Consider the following 26061-nt stretch of genomic DNA (forward strand, 5'->3'; position numbering starts at 1 on the left):
TGTCACCATCGACGAGGCCGTTCGGGGAATCCCCCGGCGGTGTGGCACGTTGGACGTGACAGTTAACGTGCCTGTTCACGTGCCAGTGCTATTCGAATCGACGTAAGGATCCAATGACCTCCTCTTCTTCCCCTTCCCAGGACGCGCGGGACGCACAGGACGTGCCGGACCCGCAGAGCTTCACCGAGAGCCTTCGGGCCGATGCCCTGATGGAAGAGGACGTCGCCTGGAGCCACGAGATCGACGGAGACCGGGACGGCGAGCAGTTCGAACGCTCGGAGCGCGCGGCCCTGCGCCGCGTGGCCGGCCTCTCCACCGAGCTCGAAGACGTCACCGAGGTCGAGTACCGGCAGCTGCGCCTGGAGCGCGTCGTTCTCGTCGGTGTCTGGACCTCCGGCACGGTGAACGACGCGGAGAACTCCCTCGCGGAGCTCGCCGCCCTCGCCGAGACCGCGGGTGCTCTCGTACTCGACGGTGTGATCCAGCGCCGCGACAAGCCGGACCCGGCCACCTTCATCGGATCGGGCAAGGCGCGCGAGCTGCGTGACATCGTCATGGAGAGCGGCGCCGACACCGTCGTCTGCGACGGCGAGCTCAGCCCCGGCCAGCTCATCGCCCTCGAGGACGTCGTCAAGGTGAAGGTGGTCGACCGGACCGCCCTCATCCTCGACATCTTCGCCCAGCACGCCAAGTCCCGAGAGGGCAAGGCACAGGTCGCCCTCGCGCAGATGCAGTACATGCTGCCGCGACTGCGCGGCTGGGGTGCCTCGCTGTCCCGGCAGATGGGTGGCGGCGGCGGTGGCGGCATGGCCACCCGAGGCCCCGGTGAGACCAAGATCGAGACCGACCGGCGACGGATTCGCGAGAAGATGGCGAAGATGCGCCGGGAGATCGCGGAGATGAAGACCGGCCGCGACATCAAGCGGCAGGAACGGCGCCGCAACAAGGTGCCCTCGGTCGCCATCGCCGGCTACACCAACGCGGGCAAGTCCTCGCTGCTCAACCGCCTCACGGGCGCGGGCGTCCTGGTGGAGAACGCACTGTTCGCCACCCTCGACCCGACCGTGCGCCGGGCCGAGACGCCCAGCGGCCGGGTCTACACCCTGGCCGACACGGTCGGCTTCGTCCGGCACCTGCCGCACCACCTCGTCGAGGCGTTCCGCTCCACGATGGAGGAGGTCGGTGACTCCGACCTGATCCTGCACATCGTGGACGGCTCGCACCCGGCGCCGGAGGAGCAGCTGGCGGCGGTGCGCGAGGTGATCCGCGAGGTCGGCGCGGTCAACGTGCCCGAGATCGTGGTGATCAACAAGGCGGACGCCGCGGACCCGCTCGTCCTGCAGCGGCTGCTGCGGATCGAGCGGCACTCGATCGCCGTATCGGCGCGGACGGGACTGGGCATCGAGGAACTCCTCGCGCTCATCGACTCCGAGCTGCCGCGGCCCGAGGTCGAGGTGGAGGCCATGGTGCCGTACACGCGCGGCTCGCTGGTCGCCAAGGCGCACGCCGAGGGCGAGGTGATCTCCGAGGAGCACACCCCGGACGGCACCCTGCTCAGGGCGCGGGTCCACCAGGAGCTGGCGGCGGACCTGGCACCGTACGCGCTCGCGAAGCAGTGAGCGGGCCGGACGGCTTGCCGCTTTGACGGCTTGACGGCTTGACGGGCGAGGGCCCCCTGCGGTGTGCAGGGGGCCCTCGGTCGTTCGGTCCTGCCCAACGGTGTGGGCAGGGGCTGGAGCTGGGGCTGGAGCTACTTGAACTTGCGGCTGACGGCCTCGAAGACGCCCTTCGCCTCCGGACCCAGCCGGGGTCCGGCCAGCCAGCCCGCCTTGGCCGGGCCGATCGAGGTGTTCGACACCAGCGCCGGCTTGCCGTCGGCGCCCGCCGCGACCCAGCCGCCACCGGAGGAACCGCCGGTCATGGTGCAACCGATGCGGTACATCGCCGGGTCGGTCGCGTTCAGGGACAGCCGGCCCGGCTTGTCCGTGCACTGGAAGGCCTTCTGGCCGTCGAACGGAGCCGCCGCCGGGTAGCCGGTCGCCGTGATGCTCGCGACCTTCGGCACGGCCGGCGCGGCGAACTCGACCGGGAGCGCCGAACCGACCGTCTCCTCCAGGGACTTGCCGCTGCCCTTCTCGGGCGTCACGTGCAGCACCGCGAAGTCGAACGGCGCACCCGCGCCACCGGTCGGGCCGCCGGTCGCGATCCACTGGTCCGAGGTCTGCGCCCAGTCGCTCCACCAGACGCCGTACGGGGCCACCTGCTCGCGGGGCGCGCCCTTGAGCTGCGCCGAGGGCTTGCCCGCGTTGTTGTAGGACGGGACGAAGGCGATGTTGCGGTACCAGCCGCCGGACTTGCCCGCGTGCACACAGTGGCCCGCGGTCCAGACCATGTTGGACTTGCCGGGGTGAGCCGGGTCCTTGACCACGGTCGCGGAGCAGACCATCGAGCCCTCGGGCCCGTCGAAGAAGACCTTGCCGGACTCCGGAACGCTCTGGTGGTAGGGCGGGTTTGCCGGCTTGGCCGTCACCGGGGCCGGGGCCGGGGTCGGGTCGGTGACGCCCTGGTCCTTGCCCGCGTCCGGGTCGACGGACGGGCGCTGCGGCTGCTCGGCGTCACGCATGCGGTCCGGGTCCCACAGGCCCTCGATGATCGGGTTTATGTAGTCGCCCGCCTCGCGGAGCCAGTCCTCCTGCTTCCAGTTCTTCCACTCACCCCCCCTCCACTTCTCCAGGTCGATGCCGCGCTCTTTGAGCTTCTCCTTGAGCTGGTCCGGGATCTTGATCCCGTCCGGGCCGGGGAGGCTCGCCGCCACGGTCGGCTTGGCGTCGCCGCCGGCCTCCTCGTCGCCGGGGCCGCAGGCAGCTGCGGTCAGCGCGAGCGCGGCCGCGCACAGGATCGCGGTGACCGGTCGGTTCGGTCGCATGTCGTTCGTCCCCCTGGTGGTTTCGAGGCGTGGAGTGCAGCCCCCCACTATGCCGCTGCCGCCCATGACGACACAGCCCGGGGCCGTGGTTCCTGTTGCCCGCCCCTGCGCGGCAAGGATCTTGGGGCCACCCGTGATCCGTCGCCGTCACCGTCGTTGGTACGTACGGGGGATGGGGGAGCAGCGTTGGTGTTCGAGGCGCAATCCGGAAGAGCGTTCAGTGCGGGAGGACCGACACTCGTGGCTTTGACCGAGCCGGCCGCGACGGCGGCCGCGACACAGATCCCGCCGCAGGACGCGCCCCAAGTGGCGCCACAGGGCAGCCGGGTACCGGGCCGAGGCGAACGCGGCGGCGCCGTCGCCGCCGACGGGATCCTGCGCAGGCAGGCGCAGCGGGAGTCCGCCGCCCGGACGTACGCGCGCTCCCTGCCCATCGTCCCGGTGCGGGCCCGGGGGCTGACCATCGAGGGCGCCGACGGCCGGCGCTACCTCGACTGCCTCTCCGGCGCCGGCACCCTCGCCCTCGGGCACAACCACCCGGTGGTGCTCGAAGCCGTCCGTGGGGTCCTCGACTCGGGGGCCCCGCTGCACGTGCTCGACCTCGCGACCCCGGTCAAGGACGCTTTCACCACCGAGCTGTTCACCAACCTGCCGCCGGCGCTGGCAGCCGACGCGCGCATCCAGTTCTGCGGGCCGGCCGGTACGGACGCCGTGGAGGCCGCCCTCAAACTGGTGCGCACCGCGACCGGGCGGTCCGGCCTGCTCGCCTTCACCGGGGCCTACCACGGCATGACCGCAGGGGCGCTGGACGCCTCGGGCGGCGCCCAGGACGTACGGGTGACCCGGCTGCCGTACCCGCAGGACTTCCGCTGCCCGTTCGGTGTCGGCGGCGCCGCGGGCGCCGAACTCGCCGCGCGCTGGACGGAGAACCTGCTGGACGACCCCAAGGGCGGGGTACCCGCCCCGGCCGGCCTGATCGTCGAACCCGTACAGGGCGAGGGCGGAGTCATTCCCGCCCCGGACGCCTGGCTGCGCCGGATGCGCGAGATCACCACGGCGAGGGGGATCCCGCTGATCGCCGACGAGGTGCAGACGGGCGTGGGCCGCACCGGTGCCTTCTGGGGAGTCGACCACGCCGGGGTGGTGCCGGACGTGATGGTCCTGTCCAAGGCGATCGGCGGCAGCCTGCCGCTCGCGGTGATCGTGTACCGGGCCGGCCTGGACGTATGGGTCCCCGGAGCCCATGCCGGAACCTTTCGCGGCAACCAGCTCGCCATGGCCGCCGGAACCGCCACGCTCGCCTTCGTGCGAGAGAACCGCCTCGCCGAGCGCGCCGCCGTCCTCGGCGAGCGGATGCTGACGGCCCTGCGCGGTCTGGCCGCCGGCCATCCCTGCATGGGGGACGTCCGGGGCCGGGGCCTGATGATCGGCGTCGAACTCGTCGATCCCGAGACCGGGGCCGCCGCACCGGCCCTTGCCGCGGCCGTCCGCCAGGAGTGCCTGGACCGCGGCCTGATCGTCGAACTCGGCGGCCGCCACGGCGCCGTAGTCCGCCTGCTCCCCCCGCTGACCCTGACCGACGAGCAGGCCGCGGCGGTCCTGGACCGCCTGGCCGACGCCATCCCGGCCGCCGCCCGCCGGACCCACTGACCTGCGAGGACCCGCGATGCCAGAGCCGCACCAGTCCAGCCCCACCACCCCCAACCCCCTCCCGGAAACCGCACCCGCCCCCCAACCACCACTGTCGTCGGCTCCCGCCCACCGGTCGTCACCGCTGCCGGCCCCCGGCCCCGTACGCGACACCGCCGGCTCCTCGCTTCCCACACCGACGCCGGATCCCGCACCGACCCCCCAGCCCCAACCACCCACCCCGGACTCCGCAGCGAGCCCGTCCCCCCGCCCGATCGAGGACCGGCACCCGTGGCCGACTTCGGCTGTGTCTCCCGATACGGCCGCTCCCGGCCCCGGAGTGAGTCCGTCGGTCGGCCCGATCGAGGACCGGCACCCGTGGCCGACTTCGGCTGTGTCTCCCGATACGGCCGCTCCCGGCCCCGGAGTGAGTCCGTCGGTCGGCCCGATCGAGGACCGGCACCCGTGGCCGACTTCGGCTGTGTCTCCCGATACGGCCGCTCCCGGCCCCGGAGTGAGTCCGTCGGTCGGCCCGATCGAGGACCGGCACCCGTGGCCGACCTCGGCCGCGTCGCCCGACACCTCCGCGCCGGGCCCTGTGGTGGGGCAGTCGGCCCGCCCGATGGAGGACCGGCCGCTGTTGCCGACTTCTGAGGTGTCTCCCGACACCGCGCCGAGCCCCGCGGTGAGCCCATCGGCCCCCCAGATGGAAGGCCGGCAGCAGTGGTCGACATCTGCAGCGTCTCCCGACGCCGCCACCGTCCCGGGTGCGGCCACGGCGCTGCCCACTCCCGCCGACGACACCCCGGCAGCGCCCCCCGCCGCCCCGCGAGGCGCCGACGGTGGGCAGGCCCCCCTTGCCGCCAGACCGCACGGGACCTCCGCAGACCCGGTCGCGGGCTCCTGCTCCGGTATGCCGGCCCACCCCGGCGGGGCCACCCCGGAGCACGAGGCCGAGGGCCCGGCGGGCACCCCCACCGATCCGCGAGGCAGCGAGGCCTGGCAGCTCGCCGCCGACGGCACCGGCGCATCGGTCACCGTGCCGCGCCAGAAGGACGGCACGCCCAGAGCCCGTTCCGGGTGGTCTGGCCCTGTCTGGCCCGAGCCGGCCGCGCTGCCCGACCTCCTGGACCACCCGGACCCGGCCGTTGCCGCCGAGGCCGCGGCAGTGGAGAACCTGCTCCGGTGCTGGGTCCGAGAAGCCGGTATCGGCCGTCCCGACGGCCCCACCGGAACCCCGCTTCGCATCCCCCTCCCCGCATCAGGCACCGCCGCACTCGTCGCCGTCCGCTACTGGTCCCAGGCCGGCTGGCACCGATTCGGCCCGGCCCGGCTCGAAGGCTCCCCCACCGGCGCACCCTGCCTGGACGCCGTCACCTTCGCCTCCCTCATCGCCCGTGAGGGAACCAGAGGTGGCCGCGGCGGCGCCGACCTCGTCGGCCGGGTCGCCGACTCGGTGCGCCGTACCACCGAGTTCATCGCCGACCGACGCGAGCGCCCCACCACCCCGGCCCCCGTGGACGGGGACCGCTTCCTCACAGCCGAGCAGTCACTCCTTCTCGGTCACCCCCTCCAACCCGACCCGAAGAGCCGCGAAGGACTCTCCGAAGCCGAGGCGCGTCACTACTCGCCCGAACTCCACGGCTCCTTCCCCCTGCACTGGTTCGCGGTAGACCCCTCCGTCCTCGCCACCGAATCGGCCTGGACCGAGCGCGGACGCCCCGTCTCCGCGTCCCAGCTCCTCGGCCGACTCGCCCCCGGGCTCCCGCTGCCCGACGGCACCACCCCCCTTCCCCTGCACCCTTGGCAGGCCCGCGACCTGCTCCAGCGCCCCGCTGTCACCGCCCTCCGCGACGCAGGGCTTCTGCACGACCTGGGCCCGCACGGCGAACCCTGGTACCCCACCTCCTCCGTCCGCACCGTCCACCGTCCCGGCGCTCCCGCGATGCTCAAGCTCTCCCTGGGCCTGCGCATCACCAACTCCCGCCGCGAGAACCTCCGCAAGGAACTGCACCGGGGCGTCGAGGTCCACCGGTTGCTCCGCACCGGCCTGGCCGAGCAGTGGCAGGCGGTCCACCCCGGCTTCGACATCGTCCGCGACCCCGCCTGGGTCGCCGTGGACGCCCCGGACGGCACCCCCGTTCCCGGACTCGACGCCCTGCTGCGCCACAACCCCTTCCGCTCGGGCGACGACGCCGTCTGCATCGCCGCGCTCACCGCTCCCCGCCCGTGGCCCGGCCGGACCACCATGAACTCCCGCCTCGCCGAACTCGTCTCCCGCCTCGCCGCCGCCACCGGACGCAGCACGTCCGCCGTCGCCGCCGAGTGGTTCCTGCGCTACCTCGACCACGTGGTCCTGCCGGTCCTCGCCTTCGACGCGCTCGCCGGTATCGCGCTCGAAGCGCACCAGCAGAACACCCTGGTCCTCCTCGACCCGGCCGGCTGGCCGAGTGGCGGCCGCTACCGCGACAACCAGGGCTACTACTTCCGCACGTCCCGCCGCGCGGAACTGGAGCACCGGCTCCCCGGCATCGGCAGCGCCAGCGACACCTTCGTCTCCGACGCCGTCACCGACGAACGCTTCGCCTACTACCTGGGCATCAACAACGTGCTCGGCCTCATCGGCGCCTTCGGATCCCAGCGGCTCGCCGACGAGCGCGTGCTCCTCGCCGCCTTCCGCCGCTTCCTCGCCAAGGCTGCGGGCCTCGGCCCGCTCCCCACGCGGCTGCTCGACTCGCCCACCCTGCGCTGCAAGGCGAATCTGCTCACCCGCCTGGGAGGTCTCGACGAGCTGGTCGGTCCCGTCGACACCCAGTCCGTCTACGTCACCATCACCAACCCCCTTCACGATTGACGCGTCGGCGCCGACGCGGAGAAGAGCCCCCGATGCGCTCCACCGACACACCCGCCCACTCCGCCGGCTCCGCCACCGACGCCCTCGGCGCCATCGAGGTGGTGGAGCACACCGTCGAACCACGGCTCAACGCCGACCTGTTGCCGCTACTCGCCGAAGCCGACCTGCTCGACTCGCCGGCCCTCTGGGGCAGCGCCGCCACAACCGCCGGAGCCTTCCGCCTCGAACCCGTACGGCCGGGCCGGGACCTCGGGCTCCTCACCGGCTGGATGAACGATCCCGAGGTGGCCGCCTACTGGGAACTCGCCGGCCCCGCCGCGGTCACCGCGGCCCACCTACGGGCGCAGCTCGACGGCGACGGCCGCAGCATCCCCTGCCTAGGCCTCCTCGACGGCACGCCGATGAGCTACTGGGAGATCTACCGGGCCGACCTCGACCCGCTTTCTCTCCACTACCCGGCGCGCCCCCACGACACGGGTATCCACCTGCTCATCGGAGACGGCACGAACCGCGGCCGCGGCCTGGGCACGACCCTGCTGCGCGCCGTCGCCGACCTCGTGCTCGGCAACCGCCCCCGCTGCACTCGTGTCATCGCGGAACCGGACATCCGCAACACCCCCTCCGTATCTGCCTTCCTGAACTCCGGTTTCCGCTGCTCCGCGGAAATCGACCTCCCCGAGAAGCGCGCTGCCCTGATGATCCGGGAGCGGGCGCTGCGCAATCTCCTCTGAGTGCCGCCCAACAAGCCCTGACCGTCGTCGCCGCTTCGCACCTCTCCCTTAGAAAACTCTGCGTCGCGCAGCAAAGTTCCCGATCTTCGAGGAGTCCCGTGCCGAACCTCCACGCAGCCCCCGACTCGACGGAACCCGCCGTGCCACCGTCGCCCCAGCACCCCTGCACACCGCCCGAACTCAACGGTCCGACCTGGGACTTCGCCGCCCGTCGGCTGCTCGCCAAGATGATCGCCGAGTTCGCCTACGAGGAGGTCGTCAGCCCCGTCCCCGCCCCGGCCGCCGCCGGCGACGCATGGACCCTGGCCCTCGACGACGGCAGCAGTCTCGGTTTCCGTGCCCGCCGCCGCTCCTACGACAGCTGGCACGTCGTCGCCGACACCATCACCCTCACGCCGCCGCCGGCCGCACCCCAGGCACCCACGGCCTCCGGTAACCCGACCGCCTCCGGTAACCCGACCGCCTTCGGGGACCCGTACGCCTTCCTCGTCCGGGCCCGCACCCTCCTCGGACTCGACGGACCCACCCTCGGCCACCTCGTCCGCGAACTCAGCGCCACCCTCGCCGCCGATGCCCGGATCGACCACACCGCCCTCACCGCCGACGTCCTCGCCGACCTCGACTACGCCGCACTCGAAGGGCACCAGACCGGCCACCCCTGGCTCGTCCTCAACAAGGGCCGCATCGGACTCTCCGCCTCCGACACGGCCTCCTGGGCCCCCGAGGCCCGCACCCGCCAGCGCCTGCCGTGGCTCGCCGCCCACACCTCGCTCGCCGCCTACCGCGGCACCGCCGGACTGGAGGACCCCGCCCGCCTCTACTCCGCCGAGCTCGACCCCGTCACCCGCGCGGCCTTCGACCAGACGCTCCGCGACCGCGGCCTCGACCCGCTCCACTACCTCTACCTACCGGTCCACCCCTGGCAGTGGGACGAGGTCGTCCTCCCCCTCTTCGCCCCTGCGCTCTCCTCCGGCGCCCTCGTGCCGCTCCCCGCCGATCCCGACCTGCGCCTGCCCCAGCAATCGATCCGCACCTTCCTCAACCTCAGCCACCCCGACCGGCACAGCGTCAAACTCCCGCTCTCCGTCTTCAACACCATGGTCTGGCGTGGCCTGCCTTCCGACCTCGCCCTCGCCGCCCCTGCCGTCACCGCCTGGATCCACTCCCTCCGCGACGCCGACCCCTTCCTGCGCGACGAGTGCCGGGTCGTCCTGCTCGGCGAGGTCGCCTCCGTCACCGTCCGCCACCCGGTGTACGAAGAGCTCCCCGAGGTCCCCTACCAGTACAAAGAGCTCCTCGGTGCGATCTGGCGCGAGCCCCTCACCGGACTCCTCGCCCCCGGCGAGCGCGCCCGCACCCTCGCCTCGCTCCTCCACACCGACCCGCGCGGCCGGTCCTTCACCGCCGAGCTCGTGGCCAGGTCCGGGCTGACCCCCTCCGTCTGGCTGCAGCGCCTCTTCGCCGCCCTCCTGCCGCCGCTGCTCCACTTCCTCTACAGCTACGGCACCGTCTTCTCCCCGCACGGCGAGAACGCCATCGTGATCTTCGACGAGCACGACGTCCCGGTCCGGCTCGGGGTCAAGGACTTCGTGGACGACATCAACATCAGCGACGAACCGTTGCCCGAGCTGGCCTCCCTGCCCGAGGAGGTCCGGGCGGCCCTGCTCACCGAGCCCGCCGACTTCCTGCCGCAGTTCATCCACTCCGGGCTGTTCGTCGGCGTCTTCCGCTACCTCTCGGCCCTGTGCGAGGACCGCCTCGGCGTCCCGGAGGACGAGTTCTGGTCCCTCGTACGGGCGGAGATCCTGCGTTACCAGGCCCGCTTCCCGGAGCTCAAGGACCGCTACGAGCTCTTCGACCTGCTCGGCGAACGCATCGGGCGGCTCTGCCTCAACCGGAACCGGCTCTACGAGGACGGCTACCGCGACCGCCCCGACCGCCCGCACGCCGTGCAGCACGGCACCGTACCCAACCCCTTGTACCGGCCTTGATTCCTCGTCGGTGCACGCGCTGTCGGTGGGGCCCCGTAGGGTTGGCAGTGCTATGACGAAGCCCTCCCTCCCCGACCTGCTGCACGCCGCCGTCTCCGCCGTCGGCGGCACGGAGCGCCCCGGCCAGGTGACCATGGCCGAAGCCGTCGCCGAAGCGATCGACGACAACTCCCACCGGCTCATCCAGGCCGGTACCGGTACCGGCAAGTCCCTGGGCTACCTGGTGCCGGCCCTCGCCCACGGCGAGCGCGTGGTCGTGGCCACCGCGACCCTCGCGCTCCAGCGGCAGCTCGTCGAGCGTGATCTGCCCCGGACGGTGGAGGCACTGCATCCGCAGCTGCGCCGCCGCCCGCAGTTCGCCATGCTCAAGGGCCGGTCGAACTATCTGTGCCTGCACCGCCTGCACGAGGGTGCTCCGCAGGACGAGGAGGAGGGCCTCTTCGACCAGTTCGAAGCGGCCACCCCCACCAGCAAGCTCGGCAAGGACCTGCTGCGCCTGCGCGACTGGGCGGACGAGACGGAGACCGGCGACCGCGACGACCTGACCCCGGGCGTCTCGGACAAGGCCTGGTCGCAGATCTCCGTCTCCTCGCGCGAATGCCTGGGCGCGACGAAGTGCGCGTACGGGGCCGAGTGCTTCGCGGAGGCCGCCCGCGAGCGGGCCAAGCTCGCGGACGTGGTCGTCACCAACCACGCGCTGCTCGCCATCGACGCCATCGAAGGCGCTCCTGTGCTGCCGCAGCACGAGGTGCTGATCGTGGACGAGGCCCACGAGCTGGTCTCCCGGGTCACCGGCGTCGCCACCGGCGAGCTCACGCCCGGGCAGGTCAACCGGGCCGTGAAGCGTGCGGCCAAGCTGGTCGACGAGAAGACCACCGACTCCCTGCAGACCGCGTCCGAGTCCTTCGAGCGGGTCATGGAGCTGGCGCTCCCGGGCCGCTTGGAGCAGGTTCCCGAAGACCTCGGCTACGCGCTGATGTCGCTGCGCGACGCCGCGCGCAACGTGATCTCGGCGATCGGCTCGACCCGCGACAAGTCCGTCCAGGACGAGGACGCGGTGCGCAAGCAGGCCCTGGCCGCGGTGGAGAGCGTCCACGGGGTGGCGGAGCGGATCACCAACGGCTCCGAGTACGACGTAGTCTGGTACGAGCGCCACGACCGCTTCGGCGCCACCCTCCGGGTCGCCCCGCTGTCGGTGTCCGGCCTGCTGCGGGAGAAGCTGTTCGAGGACCGCTCGGTGGTCCTGACCTCGGCCACCCTCAAGCTGGGCGGTGACTTCAACGGTGTCGCGGCCTCCCTGGGGCTGTCTCCCGAGGGGGTCGAGGGGGACGACGTCCCCGTCTGGCGTGGCCTCGACGTCGGCTCGCCCTTCGACTACCCGAAGCAGGGCATCCTCTACGTCGCCAAGCACCTGGCCACGCCGGGCCGCGAGGGGACCCGTGGCGACATGATGGACGAGCTCGCCGAGCTGATCGAGGCGGCCGGCGGCCGGACCCTCGGCCTCTTCTCCTCCATGCGCGGTGCCAAGGCGGCCGCCGAGGAGCTGCGCGGCCGGCTGGACAACCCGATCCTGCTCCAGGGCGAGGAGACCCTCGGCGAGCTGATCAAGGCCTTCGCCGCGGACCCGAAGACCTGCCTGTTCGGGACGCTGTCACTCTGGCAGGGCGTGGACGTGCCCGGCCCCAGCTGCCAACTCGTGGTCATGGACCGGATTCCCTTCCCGCGCCCCGACGACCCGCTGATGAGTGCCCGCCAGAAGTCGGTGGAGGAGCACGGCGGCAACGGCTTCATGGCCGTCGCGGCCACCCATGCCGCCCTGCTGATGGCGCAGGGCGCGGGTCGTCTCGTACGAGCCACGGGCGACCGGGGTGTCGTCGCGGTGCTGGACCCCCGGCTGGCCACGGCCCGGTACGGGAGCTTCCTGCGGGCCACGCTGCCTGACTTCTGGTACACCACGGACCGCAACCAGGCCCGCCGCTCCCTGGCGGCGATCGACGCGAAGGCCAAGGCCGACGGTACGTAGCGGTCCGCCGGTCCCGGGGAGCAGGAATTCCGGGGCGGCCGGGGGCGAACCCGGGGCGAACGAGTTCCGGGGGCACATGAAAGCCCCCGGGACCGGCGCAGTGGGTCCCGGGGGCCGGATGGAGGCGGCGGGGGTCAGACCCGACGCAGCACTGCAACGACCTTGCCGAGGATGGTCGCGTCATCGCCGGGGATCGGCTGGTAGGCGGCGTTGTGCGGGAGGAGCCAGACATGGCCGTCCTCGCGCTTGAAGCGCTTGACGGTGGCTTCGCCGTCGAGCATCGCGGCGACGATGTCGCCGTTCTCCGCGACGGGCTGGCGGCGGACCGTGACCCAGTCGCCGTCACAGATGGCGGCCTCGATCATCGAGTCGCCGACGACCTTGAGGACGAAGAGCTCGCCGTCGCCGACGAGCTGGCGGGGGAGCGGGAACACGTCCTCGACCGACTCCTCGGCGAGGATCGGGCCGCCGGCCGCGATCCGGCCGACCAGGGGAACGTAGGAGGCGGCGGGCTTGCCGGTGGTGTCGGTGGGCTGCGAGCTGGGCTGGTCGGAGCCGCGTACCTCGTAGGCGCGGGGGCGGTGCGGGTCGCGGCGCAGGAAGCCCTTCCGCTCGAGGGCCATCAGCTGGTGGGCGACCGACGAGGTACTGGACAGGCCGACCGCCTGGCCGATCTCCCGCATGGACGGCGGGTAACCCCGACGCTGCACGGAGTCGCGAATGACCTCGATGACCCTCCGCTGCCGGTCCGTGAGCCCGGAGCTGTCGGCGCGGATGCCTGGAGGTCGACCTGGCAGCGAGCGTGCGGGGCGTACTACGGGCTCCGCATCCGGGTTCAGGTTTGCGTCGTTCATGGCATGCACCGGCTCGAGTCGGCTCTGGGAGCGGTTCTGGGCAGTGATGGTGGCACTGTCTGCGGTGGTGGTCACGTCGGCCCCTCTCGAAATGTTCTCCCTAGCTGGACAACGGTAGTAGCTTTCGAAAGGTTGCGCCAAACACACGTTCGAGTGAAAAATCGGGGATCGTCCGGCGTGGGCACATCAAGGGGTGTATGGACGATCGGCTCACCGAACGCGGGTTCGATCCGCGTCCGTTGCTTACGCTACCCTTCCCGGTCGGGTCGCCGCCGTCCGGGCCCGTGCCGGCCTGTGTCGCCGGCGCCGGCCTGCGCCCAGTGTGGCATCGAAGGGCCTCGTGACCGCCTGGCGGACACCGCGACACGCAGAGCCACGAAAATCCACCCCAACCCAAGATCTAGTGGTTGGATGGGTGCTGCCACCCAGAAGTAGTGGTCCTCGGGTCTGTTGAGGCTCCTGGGATCGCATATGCTGGTGGCTGCTCCACGAGCCCCCGACAGAGTCCGTCTCTGTTGTTCAGGGGCCTGTGGGGTGATTCTGTCGTGCCAAGAGGGAGGGTGAGGGAACCGTGCACTGCCCCTTCTGCAGGCACCCCGACAGCCGTGTCGTCGACAGCCGCACCACGGACGACGGTACGTCGATCCGCAGGCGCCGTCAGTGCCCCGACTGCTCCCGTCGCTTCACGACGGTGGAGACGGCCTCGCTGATGGTGATCAAGCGCAGCGGGGTGACGGAACCCTTCAGCCGTACCAAGGTCATCTCCGGCGTGCGCAAGGCGTGCCAGGGGCGGCCGGTCACCGAGGACGCCCTCGCCAAGCTCGGCCAGCGGGTCGAGGAGGCGGTGCGCGCCACCGGGAGTGCCGAGCTGACCACCCACGACGTGGGTCTGGCCATTCTCGGCCCGTTGCAGGAGCTCGACCTGGTCGCCTACCTGCGCTTCGCGTCCGTCTACAAAGCGTTCGACACCCTTGAAGACTTCGAGACCGCCATCGTGGAACTGCGCGAGCCGCGGCCTCATTCCGGTGAGTGCGAGCCCCGAGGGACCGCTTCGGTCCCCGTGCCCGCCTCCGCCTCCGACTGACCGGACGGCCCGCGCCGTGATGCGCATGCATCAGGGCGCGGCCGGTCGGTCCGGAGGCCCCTCCCGGCGGGAGCCGGGGGAGAAAAAACGTAGAAACAGACACACAGCACCGTGCCGCGGAATAGCGCTGGCACTTTAGGGCGTTTTTGCCCGCATATGGGAGGAAGCGGCATGACAGAGACGGCGAGCGGCTCGGCACGAGGTTCCCGCGCCAAGGGGACCAAGACTGCCAAGGGCGGCCTGCGTATCGAGCGCATCCACACCACCCCGGGCGTGCACCCGTACGACGAGGTGAGCTGGGAGCGCCGTGACGTCGTCATGACCAACTGGCGCGACGGCTCGGTCAACTTCGAGCAGCGCGGCGTCGAGTTCCCCGACTTCTGGTCGGTGAACGCGGTCAACATCGTCACCAGCAAGTACTTCCGCGGCGCGGTCGGCACCCCGCAGCGCGAGACCGGTCTGAAGCAGCTGATCGACCGGATCGTGAAGACGTACACGAAGGCCGGCGAGGACTTCGACTACTTCTCGTCGCCCGCCGACGTGGAGATCTTCGAGCACGAGCTGACCTACGCCCTCCTGCACCAGATCTTCAGCTTCAACTCCCCGGTGTGGTTCAACGTCGGCACGCCCCAGCCGCAGCAGGTCTCCGCCTGCTTCATCCTGGCCGTCGACGACTCCATGGAGTCGATCCTCGACTGGTACAAGGAAGAGGGCATGATCTTCAAGGGCGGCTCCGGCGCCGGCCTGAACCTCTCCCGCATCCGCTCCTCCAAGGAGCTGCTTTCCTCCGGCGGCAACGCCTCCGGCCCGGTCTCCTTCATGCGCGGCGCCGACGCGTCCGCGGGAACGATCAAGTCGGGCGGCGCCACCCGCCGTGCGGCCAAGATGGTCGTCCTGGACGTGGACCACCCGGACGTCGAGGCCTTCATCGAGACCAAGGTGAAGGAGGAGGAGAAGATCCGTGCCCTGCGCGACGCGGGCTTCGACATGGACCTGGGCGGCGACGACATCACGTCCGTCCAGTACCAGAACGCCAACAACTCCGTCCGCGTGAACGACGAGTTCATGACGGCCGTCGAGAACGGCACCGAGTTCGGCCTGCGTGCCCGCATGACCGGTGAGGTCATCGAGAAGGTCGACGCCAAGGCGCTCTTCCGCAAGCTCGCCGAGGCCGCGTGGGCCTGTGCCGACCCGGGCATCCAGTACGACGGTGTGATCAACAACTGGCACACCTGCCCCGAGTCCGGCCGCATCACCGCGTCCAACCCCTGCAGCGAGTACATGCACCTGGACAACACGTCCTGCAACCTCGCCTCGCTCAACCTGATGAAGTTCCTCAACGACGACGGCAAGGGCAACCAGTCCTTCGACGCCGAGCGCTTCGCCAAGGTCGTCGAGCTCGTCATCACCGCGATGGACATCTCCATCTGCTTCGCCGACTTCCCGACGCAGAAGATCGGCGAGAACACCCGCGCCTTCCGCCAGCTGGGCATCGGCTACGCCAACCTCGGCGCCCTGCTGATGGCCACCGGCCACGCGTACGACTCGGACGGCGGCCGCACCCTCGCCGCGTCGATCACCTCGCTGATGACCGGTACGGCGTACAAGCGCTCCGCTGAGCTGGCCGCCATCGTCGGCCCGTACGACGGCTACGCCCGCAACGCCGAGTCCCACAAGCGCGTCATGAAGCAGCACGCCGACGCCAACGCCGTCGCACCGCGCACCGAGGACCTCGACAACGTCATCTGGGCCGCGGCCACCGAGGCCTGGCAGGACGTCCTGCGCCTCGGCGAGAAGAACGGCTTCCGCAACTCCCAGGCCTCCGTCCTCGCGCCGACCGGCACCATCGGTCTCGCGATGTCCTGCGACACCACCGGTGTCGAGCCGGACCTGGCCCTGGTCAAGTTCAAGAAGCTCGTCGGCGGCGGCTCGATGCAGATCGTCAACGGCACCGTCCCGCAGGCCCTGCGCCGCCTGGGTTACCAGGAGGAGCAGATCGAGGCGATCGTCTCCCACATCGCCGAGCACGGCGTGGTCGTCGACGCCCCGGGCCTGAAGACCGAGCACTACTCGGTGTTCGACTGCGCCATGGGCGAGCGCTCCATCTCCGCGATGGGTCACGTCCGCATGATGGCCGCGATCCAGCCCTGGATCTCCGGCGCGATCTCGAAGACGGTCAACATGCCGGAGACGGCGACCGTCGAGGAGATCGAGGAGATCTACTTCGAGGCGTGGAAGATGGGCGTCAAGGCGCTCGCGATCTACCGCGACAACTGCAAGGTCGGCCAGCCCCTCTCCGCGAAGAAGAAGGAAGAGGAGAAGGAGGAGGTCACCGCCAAGACGGAGGAGACCATCCGCGCGGCCGTCGAGAAGGTCATCGAGTACCGGCCGGTCCGCAAGCGCCTCCCGAAGGGCCGCCCGGGCATCACCACCTCCTTCACGGTCGGTGGCGCCGAGGGCTACATGACCGCGAACTCCTACCCGGACGACGGTCTGGGCGAGGTCTTCCTGAAGATGTCCAAGCAGGGCTCGACCCTCGCGGGCATGATGGACGCCTTCTCGATCGCCGTCTCGGTCGGCCTGCAGTACGGCGTGCCGCTGGAGACCTACGTCTCGAAGTTCACCAACATGCGCTTCGAGCCGGCCGGCATGACGGACGACCCGGACGTGCGGATGGCGCAGTCGATCGTCGACTACATCTTCCGCCGCCTGGCGCTCGACTTCCTGCCCTTCGAGACCCGCTCGGCCCTCGGCATCCACACCGCCGAGGAGCGCCAGCGCCACCTCGACACCGGCTCCTACGAGCCCCTCGAGGACGAGCTGGACACCGAGTCCCTGACCCAGTCGGTCCCGCTGGCCGCGGTGCCGTCGGCGCCGAAGCCGGCCGTGACCGTCGCGGTCCCGGCCCCGAAGACGGCGCACAGCAACGCCGAACTGGTCGAGATGCAGCTCGGGGTCTCCGCCGACGCCCCGCTCTGCTTCTCCTGCGGTACGAAGATGCAGCGCGCCGGCTCCTGCTACATCTGCGAGGGCTGCGGATCCACCAGCGGCTGCAGCTGAAAATAGGTAACCGCCAGGCATGAAGTGCCTGGTCAGAGCGGGGAGTCGGGGAATACCGACTCCCCGCTCTCGCTTTGCCGATTGTATGCATGCATGCGGTGCAACGGATCAGGGGGCTTTCCCGGCCTCCGACGCGGCCCGGGCCCGAGCCCGCTCGATCTCGTTGATATGGGCTTCCGTCCACTGGCGGAGCGCGGTGATCGGCTCCGCGAGGCTGCGGCCGAGCTCCGTCAGGTCGTATTCGACCCGGGGCGGAACGGTGGGATACACGGTGCGGGTGACGAACCCGTCGGCTTCGAGTCCGCGCAGAGTCTGAGTGAGCATCTTCTGCGACACGCCCTCGATGCGCCGGCTCAAGTCGGTGTACCGCAGGGTGCCTGCGAGGAGGGCGTCCACGGCCAGAATGGTCCACTTGCCGGAGATGTGATCGAGGACCTGGCGTGTCGGGCACTTCGCGGAGTAGACGTCGGCCGGCAGCCCGGACGATTCCACAATGGTCTCCATGCGGGGAGAGTAACGCACAAAATAGTGCCTTCTTCCTATCGGAGAGCGACTCTCCAATAGTGAGTGACATGACGAGTCCCACGATGTCTGTCGCAGAAGCGATCCGTACCCGCCGCACCGTCCGCCATTACCTGCCCGACCCGATCCCGGATGCCACGCTCGACGCGCTTCTCGGTCTCGCCGTTGAGGCCCCCACCAGCTGGAACCTGCAGGACCGGTCGATCGTCGCGGTATCCGGGGACGAGGGCCGTGCGGGGCTGGCATGGGCCACGGGGGGCCAGCCCCAGCCGCAAGAGGCTCCTGTCGTACTGGTCTTCGTCGCCGAGCCTCAGTCCTGGCGTGATGACCACAACGACGTCTACGAGCAGGCGCGGCGCGGCGGTGCGTGGAGCGACGAGTTCGTCGCGATGTTCGCCGCCGCATCACGGGCGTTCCAGGAGGATCTCGACCGGCGGGGTCTGCTCCGGGAGTACGCGGTCAAGGACGCCGTGATCGCGGCCTCCTTCGTGATGCTTGCCGCCACGGAGATGGGCCTGGCGACTTCGCCCATGAACGGCTGGGACGAGGACAAGGTGAAGAAGGTGATCGGTATCGGTGACCGTGACGACCTGGCCATCGCCCTGTTGGTGTCGGTCGGCTACCCGGCGGAGGACCGGCGCCATCCGGGGCGGCGTGCCCGGGAGCGCACCGTGTTCCGCGAATCGTACGGGGCCGACGGCGCGGGGAATGCCGCACGCCAGGAGTAAGTGCCCTGTACCAGTACACCGGGTGGGGCCGCGACGGACTCACCGTCCGGCGTAGCCCGCGCGCAGCTGACCGGCAGGTCACGAAGGGGACCGGCCCGAGGCCGGCCCCCCTTCGCCGTGTCCCTGCATTCCGTACGCCCGCCCGGACACGGAGCCGGGACGACGTCGAGACCTCTGAGGCTTGGCGCGCAGGGGGTGGTCGTGGCAGGCTCCGGGCATGATCAAGAGAATCGAGTCCTCCGTCCGCCTGTGAGCGGGACGCCCGGGACCGGACTGCCCGGAACCACGACCACGTTGTTTCAGCACGCCCTCCGGCTGCATCGGCTGCATCGGCTGACGCCGGACAAGCCCCTTTTCCGTAGCGGGGAGCCGTTTCCGGACGGGGGAGGGCGTCGGAGCGGACCCCGGCGGGATCGGCCGCTCGACCACACCCTCCGCGGCATCGACGTCGCGGAGGGTGTGGTCGAGTACTTCCGTGACGCAAGGGCCTCGCCGCCCGAGTTGGCCGGCAGACTCCGATGCCTTCCCGTGACGGTCTGCCACAACGAGCACATCAGCGGCGCAGCCTTGAGGGCTCCGGCAGCGAGGGCCAGGGAAACCGGCCGGTGGCTGGTCCGGCACGGGACCGACACCGGCACGGTGGGCGTCGGGCTGGCCCTGCTCGCCGAGGTCGGCACGGTGGACGACATCCCGAGGATCCAGACCATCGGCCTGCTCTCCAACGCCTTCGGCCCCCTTGCGGCCCGCGCCCTGGAACGCCTGCCGGGCGGTGTCGACGCACTGATCTGGCTCGCGGAGCGGGTCACCGGCTGGGGCCGGGGCCATGGGGTGGAGACGCTGTGCGGGCACGCCGACGATCACCCGGCCGTCCGCCCCTGGCTGCTGCGGAGGGCCGCCGACGGCGACTTCCTCAACAGCTACTTCGCCTCCGATGTCGCGGAAGCGGCCAGGCTCCACGAGATCATCGCGGACTCCGGGGACGACGCCGAAGTGGTGGACCACACGGGGCGGATCCTCCACGTGATGACGTACTGCGAGGGCATGGGGACTTCGCTCCGCCACTACCCGCATGCGCTCGCGGTGATGGAGGCCCACGTCCGCCACCTAGGGCGCCTGGGGCCGACTGCCGAGCGCTACTTCGCAGCGGCGACGGTCGCCCACTACCTGACCAAGGAATCACCCGCCTGGTCCGACGACGCCGGCGCCACGGCGCGTTGGGCCCGGGCCAGGGCGTCCTACCTGACCCTGGTCGACCGTGCGGACTGGTGCGACACGGCGCGGGAGGGACTCGCGGCCGGGGACGGGCAACTGACGTGGCTCGCGGACTCCGTGGCGCCGGAGCTCGAACTGCGGGCCTTTCCCCACCAGGGACCTGGCTGACGCCGTGAACCACCGAGGCGGGCAGGTCCCCCCGGGGGGACCTGCCCGCCTCCGGCATTCTCAGTGGGGGATGCGGCGGGGCGGGCGGGTGACGAGGTCCTCGCGGAATTCCGCGATCCGGGAATGCACCTGGCGTATCAGGTGGGTGTCCTCGATGCGGTCCAGGTAGAGGCAGCGCGCGGCCAGGCCCGGCAGGTCGAAGGCGAAGCACAACGACATCAGCGGGTTCACGAAGAGCTCGCTGCCCTGGGTGCGGGAGGTGAACTGCACGTCGCCGAAGGAGCCCCGGACAGCTGCGGCGATCGAGCCGTTGACGATGCTGGGGCGGTCCGGCGTGCGGTCCTGGGCATGGGCCACCGCGTCCAGGAAGAGCGCGCCCTCGCGGGTGGCGCGCGGCACGGAGAACGCGCCGAGGTACGCTCCCGCGCGCTCCAGCGCCGCGATGTTCTCCAGGACCAGGGCGTGGCTGACCCCGTGGTACGCGTCCACGCCGAAGCCGACCGACACGACGAGCCGTTCCGGTACGTCGTCCAGCGGGGCCAGCGCCGCCACGCTGGTCAGGTCCTCCTCGGGGGTACCGAGGCCCGCTTCGTCGCCCCGCATCAGGATGTCCGTGCCGCCGTCGACCAGGACGATCGCGTCGATGCGGTGGAGGTCCACCAGCGCGCGGTAGGCGGCGCGCAGCGGCTGCACCCCGATCTGCGGGAAGGCGTACACGCGCGCCGGGTAGCCGTGCAGCCGGAGCCACTGGGCCAGCGTCCGCTCGGGGAAGTACGTCTGGTGCGGTGCGGAGTCGGGTGTGATGACGGCGAGGTCGGGAGCGGCCCACTCCTCGAGGGGCAGTCCGGCGAGGGAGCTGAAGGAGAGGTTCGCCAAGTGGACCTCCTTGCCCTGGTGCAGGAGGGAGAGGGCGATCGGCAGGCCGGCGTAGATGTCGAAGCCGCCGCCCGCGCCGGCGACCAGGATGCGTTCGGCGTCGGCGAGGCGGGCGAAAAGCGGGTTGGTGTGCAGGGCCGTCATGGCGATCATTGTGCGGGGTGCGGCGAGCCGGTGCCCCGGGAATTCACGGCGGCGCTATGCCGACGCGCACGGGGGAACGGGGAAGCGGTGAGCCATGTGGAGCGGTGACGAGCTGGACCTGGACGCGTATCTCGCGCGGATCGGATATCAGGAGAACCCGGGGGAGAGCCGGGAACTCCGGCCGGACCTGGCCACGTTGTACGCAGTGCACAGGGCCCATACCGCGGCCATCCCCTTCGAGAGCCTGGACGTCCTGCTCGGCCGCCCCGTCGCGCTGGACGTCAAGTCGATCGAGGACAAGCTCGTGCACGCCCGCCGGGGCGGCTACTGCTACGAGCAGAACTCGCTGCTGGCCGCTGCCCTGGAGCGGATCGGCTTCGAGGTCTCCGGACGCGGTGCCCGCAACCGCACCCGCGGGGACTCCCTCCTGGCAGTGACGCACGCCGTCCTCGTCGTCACGGTCGAGGGCGAACCATGGCTGTGCGACGTGGGGTTCGGCCACCAGGGCCCCCGTGAGCCGGTTCCGTTTGGGCGCCCCGGCGTCGCAGTCGAGCAGGGGGAGTGGACGTACCGCGTCCGCGAGGAAGAGGACGGCATCCTCGTGCTGTGCCTCCTGCGCGGTGGGACCTGGCGGGACCTGTACGCCTTCTCCCCACAGCGTTACCACCCCGTCGACTACGTCCTGCTCAACCACTACAGCTCCACCCACCCCCGCTCCTCCTTCGTGGGGCGGCTCGTCGTCCACTACCCGGGCGATTCCGTCCGCCGGGCGCTCGTCGGGCGGGAGCTCACCCTCCTGCATCCCGACGGTCGGGCCGAGAGGAGGGCCGTCGGCTCGGACGAGCTGCTCGCCGTACTCGACCGGGAGTTCGGACTTCGCCTGGCCGAGCGGGATGCGGCGGAACTGGTGCGGATCCACTGCGCCGGGGACTGACCCGGGCCGCGCCTGGCCCGTACGATGGCGCAGTGCTGGTCAAGTGGATTCGCTGCACGGTGACGGACCGACGCGGGTTCGAGCGCGGGCAGCGAAAATGGGCGGGGCTGCCGGGCGAGCCGGGTTTCCGGGGGCAGGGCGGCGGCTGGAGCCGGGGCCGGCAGGGGGTCGCGCATGTCTTCGCGTTCTGGGAGAGCCGGTCCTTCTACGACTCCTTCATGGCCCGCTCGCACGACCGGCTGGCCGCCGCGCAGAACGGCACCTACACCGACCTGCGGGTCACCCTCTTCGACCACCGCTTCGACGTGAAGACCGGCTTCGAGCCGCGCTTCACCGACGCCGACGTGGTGCGGGTCGCGCACACCCGCGTCCGGGAGGGCCGGGTCGACCACTTCGCCCTGATGCAGGAGAAGGTGTGGAATCCGGCCATGGCGGGCTCGCCCGGGATGATCCGCGGTCTCTTCGGGGAGGCCCCGGGCCGGGAGTTCCTGGTGCTGTCGATGTGGCACGCGGCCGCCGAGCACGGCAAGTACCGGCAGGAGCGGGTCGAGCGGCTCTCCCTGCGCGCCCAGATCCAGGCCGATGTCGAGGCCCTCACCGGTGACGTGGTCGACCTCGAACCGTCCTGGACGGTATGACCGTACGACTACCGCCAGGCCGTTCGGCGTGCCCGGTGCACCGGTCGGCCGATGGCCGAATAGGGTCGTGGGATGGCTCGACCACGGCGCATCGTCCTTGTCCGGCACGGGGAATCGGAGGGGAACGCCGACGACTCAGTGTACGAACGCGAGCCCGACCACGCCCTGCGGCTGACCCGGAACGGGCGCGAGCAGGCTGCGGCGGCCGGGGTGCGGCTGCGTGAGCTCTTCGGCGAGGAGACCATCAGCGCGTACGTCTCCCCCTACCGCCGGACCCTGCAGACCTTCCGCGAGCTCCGGCTGGACCCGGCCCGGGTCCGGATGCGCGAGGAGCCGAGGCTGCGCGAGCAGGACTGGGGGAACTGGCAGGACCGGAACGACGTACGGCTGCAGAAGGCGTACCGGGACGCGTACGGGCACTTCTTCTACCGGTTCGCGCAGGGCGAGTCCGGGGCCGACGTGTACGACCGGGTCGGGTCCTTCCTGGAAAGCCTCTACCGCAGCTTCGAGGCCCCGGACCACCCCGAGAACGTCCTGCTGGTGACGCACGGGCTGACGATGCGGCTGTTCTGCATGCGCTGGTTCCACTGGTCGGTCGCCGAATTCGAGGCCCTGTCCAATCCCGGCAACGGCGAATTCCGGGTGCTCCTGCGGGGCCCGGACGGCCGGTACCGGATGGACCGCCCGTTTGAGCGGTGGACCACACCCGAGCCTTATGACCTGGACGGCTAGAGTGACCCGCGATGACGCCTGACTCCACTCCCGAACGGCGCTACGCACGCGCCATGTCCAGCCTCCGCGGGCTGGCACTGGGTGACGCCCTGGGCTCCCAGTACTTCGTCCCCGTGAACTACCCATTGCTCAAGCGGCGCGAGCTGCCCGCCGGCACCGAGACGCTGCAGTGGACCGACGACACCGAGATGGCCTGCTCGGTGGTGGCCGTGCTGGCCGAGCACGGACGGATCGACCAGGACGCGCTCGCGCGTTCCTTCGCCCACCACCACGACTTCGACCGGGGCTACGGGCCCGCGGTCAACCGGATGCTGCGGCTGGTGCGGGAGGGCGAGGACTGGCGCACCCTGGCCGCGGAACTGTTCAACGGGCAGGGCTCGTGGGGCAACGGCGCCGCCATGCGGATCGCGCCGCTGGGCGCCTGGTACGCCGACGACCCGGAGCAGGCCACTCACCAGGCGGAGATCTCGGCCTACACCACCCACCAGCACCGCGAGGCCGTGTGCGGGGCGATGGCCGTCGCCGCGGCGGCCGCGCTGGCCGCCGCTCCGGACAGTCCGCCGAAGGCCTCCGACCTGCTGGACGGAGTGATCGCGCTGGTGCCGCGCAGCGCCGTGGGCGCCGGGCTGCGGCGGGCGCGGGACATGCTGGACTACGGCGATGCGACCACGGTCGCGGCGGTTCTGGGCTGCGGGCGGCGCACGAGCGCCCATGACACCGTGCCGTTCGCCTTGTGGTCCGCGGCGCGTGCGCTGGACGACTACGAGCGGGCGTTCTGGACCACCGCGCAGGTGGGCGGAGACGTCGACACGACCTGCGCGATCGTCGGGGGAGTGCTGGGGGCACGCGGGGACGCGGTGCTGCCGGCCGCGTGGCTGGCACGTACCGAGGCCCTGCCGGCCTGGCTGCCGGAGTCGGCGGCGCGCTGACGGATCGCCGCTCCGGGCGTCCGGGGCGGGGTGAAATGAGTCCTTCCGATTGTCACGGTCCTGCCACAGGGCTCTTTTGATCCTGTTCAAAACCGCCTGCCGCCGGCCTACTCTGTCCGCTGCGCCGCCCCCGAGGAACGATGGGGCGGCCGACAGGGGAGGAAACCCGATGTCAGAGAACACCGGCGGGGCGGACGAAGCCCGGTCCAAGGACCCGAAGGACTCGAAGGCCCCCGACGGCACCGTCAACGCAGGTGCCACGGCCGGGGATTCGCCCGCAAGTCCGGCTCCGACGGCTCCGGCGGCGCCCGCTGCTCCGGCCGGAAGCACACCCACCGGCCCGGCTGGTCCACCGTCGGCGGGGCCCGCCGACGCCGCCGCGTGGCAGGCCTGGCAGGCGCACCAGCACCAGCAGCGCCCATGGCCCGGCGCACACGCGCCGTCCGTGACGCCCTCGTGGGTCACGCGCGTGCGCCCCGCCGAGGCAGCCCCCATCGCGACCGCCACCCTCCTCGCCGCCCTCGCCGCCGGCCTCGCGGCCGCACTGCTCCTCGGTGACGGCATGGGTCCCGGCCTGCTGCTCGCGCTGCTGCCCGCCGTCGTCGCCGCGTACGTCGCCGCCCGCACGGCACGGCGTACGGCCCGGCCCTGGACCGTGGTCTGGGCGATCGGCTGCCTCGCCCTCCTCGCCGTACCCGCCCTGCGCGACTCCGCCTGGCCGTCCACGCTCGCGATCCTGTCCGCCGTCCTGCTGGGCGCGTTGGCCCTGCACGGCAGCCGTACCTGGCCCGGCGTCCTGCTCAGCCCGCTCGGCTTCTTCGACTCCGCCGTCTCCGGGCTCGCCTGGGCCCTGGTCGGACTGCGGTCGCGCGGCGGGGTCGGCAGGGACCGCTGGCTGCCCATCGCCAAGGCGACCGCCGTCGCCGTGGCCCTCCTGGTGGTCTTCGGCGCGCTGTTCGCCTCCGCCGACGCCGCCTTCGCCGACCTCCTGAGCGGCCTGATGCCCGACGTGTCGACCGAGAACGGGCCCATCCGGTTCCTGCTCTTCCTCCTCGGCACGCTCATCGCGCTCGCCGCCGCCCGCACCGCCGCGGCCCCGCTGCGCTGGGACCGGATCAAGGTGGCCCCGGGGAAGCCGCGCTCCCGGGTCGAATGGGCCCTTCCCCTCGTCGTGCTCAATCTGCTCTTCGCCGGCTTCAACGCCGTCCAGCTGGCCGTCCTGTTCGGCGGCTACGACAAGGTCCTGGAGAGCACCGGTCTCAGCTATGCCGAGTACGCCCGCCAGGGCTTCTGGCAGCTGCTGTGGGCCACCCTGTTCACGCTCGCGGTGATCGCGCTCGCCCTGCGCTGGGCCCCGCGCTCCGGAGCGGGCGACCGCCGCTTCGTCCGGATCGTCCTCGGCGTGCTGTGCGCGCTGACCCTGGTCGTCGTCGCCGCCGCGCTGCGCCGGATGGACCTCTACGTGGACGCGTACGGGCTGACCAGGCTGCGCGTGTCGGTGGCCGCGATGGAGCTGTGGCTCGGGCTGGTCATCGTACTGATCATGGCTGCCGGGGTGTTCGGCGCACGCTGGCTGCCGCGCGCGGTCGCGGGCAGTGCGGCCGCAGCCGTCCTGGCCTTCGGCCTGCTGTCCCCCGACGGGATGGTCGCCGAGCGGAACGTCGCCCGCTTCGAGGACGCAGCCAAGATCGACCTGGCCTATTTCCAGTCCCTGTCGGCCGACGCCGCGCCCGCCCTGGACCGGCTGCCCGAGCCCCAGAGGTCCTGCTCCCTTCGCGGGATCAACGACGAGATGTCCAGGGCCGGAGACGTCCCCTGGTACGCCATGAGCCTGGGCGAGTACCGGGCCCGGCAGATCCTGCGCGAGCGACCGGTGACGGCCCCGTACGAGGTCTGCTCGCGCCTGGGCGCCTTCGGAAGCCGCCTGGAGTACTAGTACTGCAACCGCATGTGGGGGTCGTGGCCCCGTCGTTGGTAGTGGCAGCGGCGGGCTCGGGCTTGGCTGCGGCGTCGGAAGTGTGACCAG

Annotated in this window: 19 protein-coding genes; 15 read left to right on the forward strand and 4 right to left on the reverse strand. The window is 71.3% G+C overall.

The window, feature by feature from the left end; all coding sequences use genetic code 11:
* Positions 1-113 precede the first annotated feature (113 nt).
* Entirely contained in the window at positions 114-1619 is a 1506-nt protein-coding gene (gene hflX, locus OG332_RS32560) for a GTPase HflX (RefSeq protein ID WP_327416793.1), read from the forward strand.
* A gap of 131 nt (positions 1620-1750) precedes the next feature.
* Here the strand turns inward: hflX and OG332_RS32565 are convergent, their stop codons facing one another.
* Entirely contained in the window at positions 1751-2926 is a 1176-nt protein-coding gene (locus tag OG332_RS32565; RefSeq protein WP_327416794.1) for a trypsin-like serine peptidase, read from the reverse strand.
* A 306-nt stretch (positions 2927-3232) separates the two neighbouring features.
* On the opposite strand from OG332_RS32565, the gene OG332_RS32570 reads away from it, so the two are divergent.
* From OG332_RS32570 to OG332_RS32590, 5 genes are all read left to right on the forward strand, one after another.
* Positions 3233-4576: a diaminobutyrate--2-oxoglutarate transaminase family protein gene (locus OG332_RS32570; RefSeq protein ID WP_327419451.1), complete on the forward strand. Its 1344-nt coding sequence runs from the start codon at positions 3233-3235 to the stop codon at positions 4574-4576.
* An 892-nt stretch (positions 4577-5468) separates the two neighbouring features.
* On the forward strand, positions 5469-7409 hold the full coding sequence (locus OG332_RS32575; RefSeq protein ID WP_327419452.1) for an IucA/IucC family protein: 1941 nt from the start codon (positions 5469-5471) through the stop codon (positions 7407-7409).
* A gap of 32 nt (positions 7410-7441) precedes the next feature.
* Positions 7442-8140, forward strand: a complete 699-nt coding sequence (locus OG332_RS32580; protein ID WP_327416795.1) for a GNAT family N-acetyltransferase — start codon at positions 7442-7444, stop codon at positions 8138-8140.
* Positions 8141-8238: 98 nt separating this feature from the next.
* Positions 8239-10131, forward strand: coding sequence for an IucA/IucC family protein (locus OG332_RS32585; protein WP_442816246.1), 1893 nt, complete (start codon positions 8239-8241; stop codon positions 10129-10131).
* Between the two features lie 52 nt (positions 10132-10183).
* On the forward strand, positions 10184-12154 hold the full coding sequence (locus OG332_RS32590; RefSeq protein WP_327416796.1) for an ATP-dependent DNA helicase: 1971 nt from the start codon (positions 10184-10186) through the stop codon (positions 12152-12154).
* 134 nt (positions 12155-12288) lie between these two features.
* Here the strand turns inward: OG332_RS32590 and lexA are convergent, their stop codons facing one another.
* Complete coding sequence (gene lexA / locus OG332_RS32595; RefSeq protein ID WP_030709636.1) at positions 12289-13083, reverse strand: transcriptional repressor LexA; 795 nt, start codon at positions 13081-13083, stop codon at positions 12289-12291.
* Between the two features lie 496 nt (positions 13084-13579).
* Between lexA and nrdR the strand changes: the two genes are divergently transcribed.
* Both nrdR and OG332_RS32605 read left to right on the forward strand, forming a co-directional pair.
* A complete protein-coding gene (gene nrdR, locus OG332_RS32600; RefSeq protein WP_327416797.1) occupies positions 13580-14092 on the forward strand; it encodes a transcriptional regulator NrdR in 513 nt (170 codons plus the stop codon).
* 171 nt (positions 14093-14263) lie between these two features.
* Positions 14264-17152, forward strand: coding sequence for a vitamin B12-dependent ribonucleotide reductase (locus OG332_RS32605; RefSeq protein ID WP_327416798.1), 2889 nt, complete (start codon positions 14264-14266; stop codon positions 17150-17152).
* 108 nt (positions 17153-17260) lie between these two features.
* On the opposite strand, the gene OG332_RS32610 is transcribed toward OG332_RS32605, so the two are convergent.
* Positions 17261-17656: a winged helix-turn-helix transcriptional regulator gene (locus tag OG332_RS32610; protein ID WP_327416799.1), complete on the reverse strand. Its 396-nt coding sequence runs from the start codon at positions 17654-17656 to the stop codon at positions 17261-17263.
* A gap of 83 nt (positions 17657-17739) precedes the next feature.
* On the opposite strand from OG332_RS32610, the gene OG332_RS32615 reads away from it, so the two are divergent.
* A complete protein-coding gene (locus OG332_RS32615) occupies positions 17740-18402 on the forward strand; it encodes a nitroreductase family protein (protein WP_327416800.1) in 663 nt (220 codons plus the stop codon).
* Positions 18403-18930: 528 nt separating this feature from the next.
* Positions 18931-19782, forward strand: coding sequence for a hypothetical protein (locus tag OG332_RS32620; protein WP_327416801.1), 852 nt, complete (start codon positions 18931-18933; stop codon positions 19780-19782).
* Between the two features lie 60 nt (positions 19783-19842).
* Here the strand turns inward: OG332_RS32620 and OG332_RS32625 are convergent, their stop codons facing one another.
* The gene (locus OG332_RS32625) at positions 19843-20802 is read right to left on the reverse strand and encodes a DUF1152 domain-containing protein (RefSeq protein ID WP_327416802.1); all 960 of its coding nucleotides are present in this window, start codon (positions 20800-20802) and stop codon (positions 19843-19845) included.
* Between the two features lie 94 nt (positions 20803-20896).
* On the opposite strand from OG332_RS32625, the gene OG332_RS32630 reads away from it, so the two are divergent.
* From OG332_RS32630 to OG332_RS32650, 5 genes are all read left to right on the forward strand, one after another.
* Positions 20897-21736: an arylamine N-acetyltransferase family protein gene (locus tag OG332_RS32630; RefSeq protein WP_327416803.1), complete on the forward strand. Its 840-nt coding sequence runs from the start codon at positions 20897-20899 to the stop codon at positions 21734-21736.
* Between the two features lie 32 nt (positions 21737-21768).
* Positions 21769-22374 carry a YdbC family protein gene (locus tag OG332_RS32635; RefSeq protein WP_319728923.1) on the forward strand — a complete coding sequence of 202 codons (606 nt, stop codon included), beginning with the start codon at positions 21769-21771 and terminating at the stop codon, positions 22372-22374.
* Between the two features lie 72 nt (positions 22375-22446).
* Positions 22447-23106 (forward strand): histidine phosphatase family protein, encoded by a 660-nt coding sequence (locus tag OG332_RS32640; protein WP_327416804.1) that lies wholly within the window; start codon positions 22447-22449, stop codon positions 23104-23106.
* An 11-nt stretch (positions 23107-23117) separates the two neighbouring features.
* Positions 23118-24035: an ADP-ribosylglycohydrolase family protein gene (locus OG332_RS32645; protein WP_327416805.1), complete on the forward strand. Its 918-nt coding sequence runs from the start codon at positions 23118-23120 to the stop codon at positions 24033-24035.
* Positions 24036-24204: 169 nt separating this feature from the next.
* Positions 24205-25971: a DUF4153 domain-containing protein gene (locus tag OG332_RS32650; protein WP_327416806.1), complete on the forward strand. Its 1767-nt coding sequence runs from the start codon at positions 24205-24207 to the stop codon at positions 25969-25971.
* Positions 25972-26061: the final 90 nt, after the last annotated feature.

It is taken from the genome of Streptomyces sp. NBC_01233 (genome assembly GCF_035989305.1).
Classification (GTDB): domain Bacteria; phylum Actinomycetota; class Actinomycetes; order Streptomycetales; family Streptomycetaceae; genus Streptomyces.